The sequence below is a fragment of the Streptococcus sp. DD11 genome (genome assembly GCF_001578865.1).
Taxonomy (GTDB): domain Bacteria; phylum Bacillota; class Bacilli; order Lactobacillales; family Streptococcaceae; genus Streptococcus; species Streptococcus panodentis.
In genome coordinates, this window is sequence record NZ_KQ969392.1 from 383,976 (window position 1) to 388,022 (window position 4,047).

The following is a 4,047-nucleotide window of genomic DNA, read 5'->3' on the forward strand; positions in this document are numbered from 1 at the left end:
ATAAAGCCGCTTTCTTGGGGCTTATGCAGCGAGAGGACCGAGCCCGGCAGGTTCCAGTCCTGCCAGCCGCTTGCGGCTTCCAGCCGGATGCTGGGAAAGGCTGGAAAAGCTGCGCTTGGAAATGTTCGTAAAGTCATCTTATTCTTCTCCTTTATTTAAGGCAATTAAATCATCCAGTCTGTCGTGGATGGTATCAACATCTAAATTTTCGCTCAGATAGTCGCAGAGCATGCCCTTTTCATAAAATACATTGACCGGCAAATCCGCTGCTTCCCTTTCCGGAGAGGCCAGCAGGACGATACTGAAGATGCCGCCCGGACCGGTTCTGTCAGCGAAACTGCCTTCAAAGCTATAGGTAAAGGCCCGAAAAGCTGCGCCCTGATAAACACCCGATAGGACATAGGCTACTTTAATATCGCCGCCCCGGCCGAAAGGATAGTGGGTAAATGCAGCATATTTTTTAACATAGGGATTCTCAAACAGGCTGAGATACTGCTGATCGGTCGTTTTATTTTTTGAATACTCTCGGTAATACAGATTTCCCTGCGCCTGATCAAAATCATAGCCATGCTGTGCAGCGAATTGCTCATAGCGCCTGTTCTTTCTGGCTGAACTGCTGATTGCCCAGTAAACGACCCAGCCGACCAAAGCAAACAGCAGCAGCATCAGGATGATAAACAGCATTACAAAGTCCATTGCACTCTCCTACCATTTAAATTGAATACCGTTTTTTGCGAAATTAGCCACATCTTTTGCTGCCGAAGCATAGTCAAAGTCCACTTTGACACGGCCGCCGGCACCGCCGCCCCAAGCACCGCCGAGACCCAGATCCAGATTCACATGCCCGTCTCCTATTTTCACGCCGCCATTGGCTTCTGCACCGGCACCCTTTTTCACACTGCCTTCAAGACTGACAGTGGTATAAGCAGCCTTGCCGTGAACTTCTCCTTTAGCTTCTGCTCCGGCAAAAGCACCCGCACTGGCATTGGCATCTATCCCTCCAGTTGTTGTCGCTTTCAGCTTGGCATCCGCATTGGCTCTGGCTCCCGCAAAGGCCTCTCCCGAAGCACCCACATTAACTTGGCTGATGCCATGGCTGGTATCGCCCAAGGTCAGATCCGCTTTAGCCTTGCCTTCAGCGCCAGCCTTAGCCGAAACAGAACCGCTGGCATCCAGCCCAGTGTAGTCCAGTTTTGCTTTGCCGTTGGCATCCGCCCAGACACCGGCTTTGCCTTCTACACTGCCGCTGCCCTGGGCTGTCAGCAGACCGCCTGAACCGACCTTAAAGCCGCCGCTGGCCGAAGCAGATACGCCCAGCAAAGCATTGGCGTTGGCAGAGATGTCGATACCGTCCTTGGTGACATTGGCCTTCATATCGGCAGCTGCTCTGGCCCCTACAAAGGCCTTGCCTTCACCGTTGAACTTGACGCCTGCGATTTCGGTCTCGCCTTTTTTGCTGACATCCAGCAGATAGGCCTTGGCTTCTGCACTGCCGTCAGCATGAAGCTGGCCTTGGTCGTCGACCCAGATTTTGCCTGAGGCTACCGCACGCTTGCCTATATTGTCCATGATGAACTTCTCCCACCATGAAATGCCTATAGCCACAAAACTGTTCAGGGTGTTGGAGACATTTTTTAAAAGTTCTACGGGAGTGGAGTTGGAGACAGCTTCAGCAATTTTGCTGACTCCCTGCAGAAATTCGCTGTTTTCATAGAATTTCTTGGCGTCCGCCGATGCATAGCCGCTTCCGGTCAGACCTGACAGCGATTCCAGTGTTTTGGTCTGGGAAAGCAGCAGGTCAGCCAGCTCATTTCCTCTTCCCCAGCCGTTAAAGGATTCCATATTGGTCTTGGTATCTGTCAAGACGGTCTTGCCCTCTGATAAAGGAGTGCTAATGGTCGAACTGTCCGGGTTGGTCAGGGCAATAATATCCGCAATAGAGGAGTAGATAGACGCTGTCTCTGTATGAATGGTCGAGATGCTGTTTTCAATGCCGGAAAACTGATCCAAAAGCCCCTGCAAATAATCCGTGTCAATAATGGCATCTGCTGCATTCTCAGACACTGTGCTCTGAAACTGCTCCACGGTCTTGTCATACTGCGCGGATAAGGTGGCTAAAGCGCTGCTGAAATTGGTCAATAAAGGCAGCTGATAGTTGGTAATCTTAGCATCAATCGCTGTCTTAACGTCCCCCGACAGGCTGTCTGAGCCTGTCAGTCCTGTAAAGGAGGTCTTTGCCGTATCGATCTGACTGTTCAGATTGGTAATGGACTGGCTTAAAGCTGTTTTCTGACCGTGAACCTCCGTCATATCAATCTTCATACTGATCCTCCTTTTACATGGTAAACCTCTGAAACAATGCTTCGGCTGAAGTAGTCCTTGCGGTACTGATTCTCCACATACTGCTCATCAATCGCATCGCTGTAGCCTTCCTGCAGCACCTGCTTGATAAAAAAATTAGGCATATAAATCGGATCCACATCTGGCCGCAGACCGTATGGATAGAGGCTTGCCAGATAATCAGCATATTTCTGCTTTTCCAGACCGACCAGCAGGCGCCGTCCCAAAATAACAGCCAAAAAAGGAATGCCGGCTTCGTCCATGGAAGCGGCCAAAGCTTCAGGGATCAAGTCTTTGTTGAGCTCCACAATCGTCCCCAAGGGCAAAACCGGAGACAGCAGCAAATCCGTATAGGCCAGCCAGGACCGAAAGTCAGACAGCTGCAGCTCAATCTCCCTGTCCAGATACAGAACTGTTGCCCGGTGCTCCTCCCAATCCAGCACAAGCTCAATAGAAGAGCCTAAGATACTGCGGTAGAGATAGGATGTCCCCTGCTTAAAGAAGACGGCCTGAAGCTCGCGAAAAGCGCCTTCCTGTCTCACCAAAGACAGTCCCACATCTTTTAATACTTCTCTGTCAGCTTCCTCAATTGGCAGGCGATTCAGCGACAGCTGGTAGAGCGCTCTGCTATCACTCATTGTCAAATTCCCCTTTCCTTGTACCGGCTCTAACCTCGAGCCTGTGCTTTGTTTTTATCATCCTTTACCTTATTTTCTGCTGCCTGGTTCATATGAGTCACATCTGCAGCAGTATAGGTCCTCAGACTGCTAAGGGCTGTATTAAAGCTGCTGATGTCCTCATTGAAGCTGGTAAAAGGTGTCGTGGTCGTTGTTGAAAAGGTCAATGAAGCCAAGTCCGCTATTCCAGAAATACTGGTATCTACCGTACCGGTCAGTCCTGACCAAGTTGCATAATCTGTACCTGTTTTTGCCATCTTGCTGCCCTCTTTCATTCGCTGCCTGCCGCATTGGCAGATGCCTGATAAGAAACCATGTTGTTATAAGCCGTATTAGCCGCAGTTTGCAGTTGTGACGATTGGGTCTGCAGTTCCGCAATCTTATTGGCTATACTGGTCAAATTTGTGTCATGGCTGCTTTTATTGGTCCTTGCAGCCGAAAGGGCCAAAGCATACTGTTCCGCATATTTGTTTTTGCGGTCTCCCCTGAACTGCGAAGAATCCTCGCCTTCAATATCGGACAGCTTATCGACAATATCCGTTTGAAAACTGTTAATCTGTGTGGTTAGATTTGTTTTAGCAGTTTCCAAGCGGGAAATCTGTGCATCAAGCGCTGCCTTCTGCGATAGGGCTTGATTGTAGTTGGTCGATTCTTGATTTGCTAAATTTTGATAATGGGCTGCTGAAGTATCTGCCATCCCTGCTTCCCTCCGTTCTATCCACTAAATAAAGAGGGCTAGGACATCATCTCCCAGCCCTCCATCTCCAGAGCACTTTATACTCAATGAACATCATCAGCAAACGATGCAGGAGCAGACAGCTCAAAAGCTCCAGCGGAGGTTTTGAGCTAGCAGATCAAGCTTTCGCTAGGAAGCAGCAAAAGCAAGGCGATTGGACGAAAGCTGCACTTTCGTCAGCTGCTGCCTTCCTGCCTCGCCATCTCATGTCTGGGTTCGGGCTGAAAAGACCTTCCCTGCTTTTCAATTTCTGGGCAGGGGCTAAAAAGGTCCCCCGGACCTTCCCTGCTTTTC

The 4,047-nt window shown here is 49.9% G+C and carries 5 protein-coding genes; all 5 read right to left on the bottom strand.

Going from position 1 to position 4,047, the window contains the following annotated elements:
- Positions 1 to 138: 138 nt before the first annotated feature.
- From STRDD11_RS01780 to STRDD11_RS01800, 5 genes are read right to left on the bottom strand one after another with little or no spacing between them, the layout of a single operon-like run.
- Entirely contained in the window at positions 139 to 696 is a 558-nt protein-coding gene (locus STRDD11_RS01780; protein ID WP_128834776.1) for a hypothetical protein, read from the bottom strand.
- 9 nt (positions 697 to 705) lie between these two features.
- Positions 706 to 2,322: a T7SS effector LXG polymorphic toxin gene (locus STRDD11_RS01785; RefSeq protein WP_128834777.1), complete on the bottom strand. Its 1,617-nt coding sequence runs from the start codon at positions 2,320 to 2,322 to the stop codon at positions 706 to 708.
- The gene (locus tag STRDD11_RS01790; RefSeq protein WP_128834779.1) at positions 2,319 to 2,978 is read right to left on the bottom strand and encodes a DUF4176 domain-containing protein; all 660 of its coding nucleotides are present in this window, start codon (positions 2,976 to 2,978) and stop codon (positions 2,319 to 2,321) included. Before STRDD11_RS01790 ends, STRDD11_RS01785 begins: the two co-directional genes overlap by 4 nt.
- Positions 2,979 to 3,007: 29 nt before the next feature.
- Positions 3,008 to 3,274: a hypothetical protein gene (locus tag STRDD11_RS01795; protein ID WP_128834781.1), complete on the bottom strand. Its 267-nt coding sequence runs from the start codon at positions 3,272 to 3,274 to the stop codon at positions 3,008 to 3,010.
- A gap of 14 nt (positions 3,275 to 3,288) precedes the next feature.
- Positions 3,289 to 3,714 carry a DUF5082 family protein gene (locus STRDD11_RS01800; protein ID WP_128834783.1) on the bottom strand — a complete coding sequence of 142 codons (426 nt, stop codon included), beginning with the start codon at positions 3,712 to 3,714 and terminating at the stop codon, positions 3,289 to 3,291.
- Positions 3,715 to 4,047 lie beyond the last annotated feature (333 nt).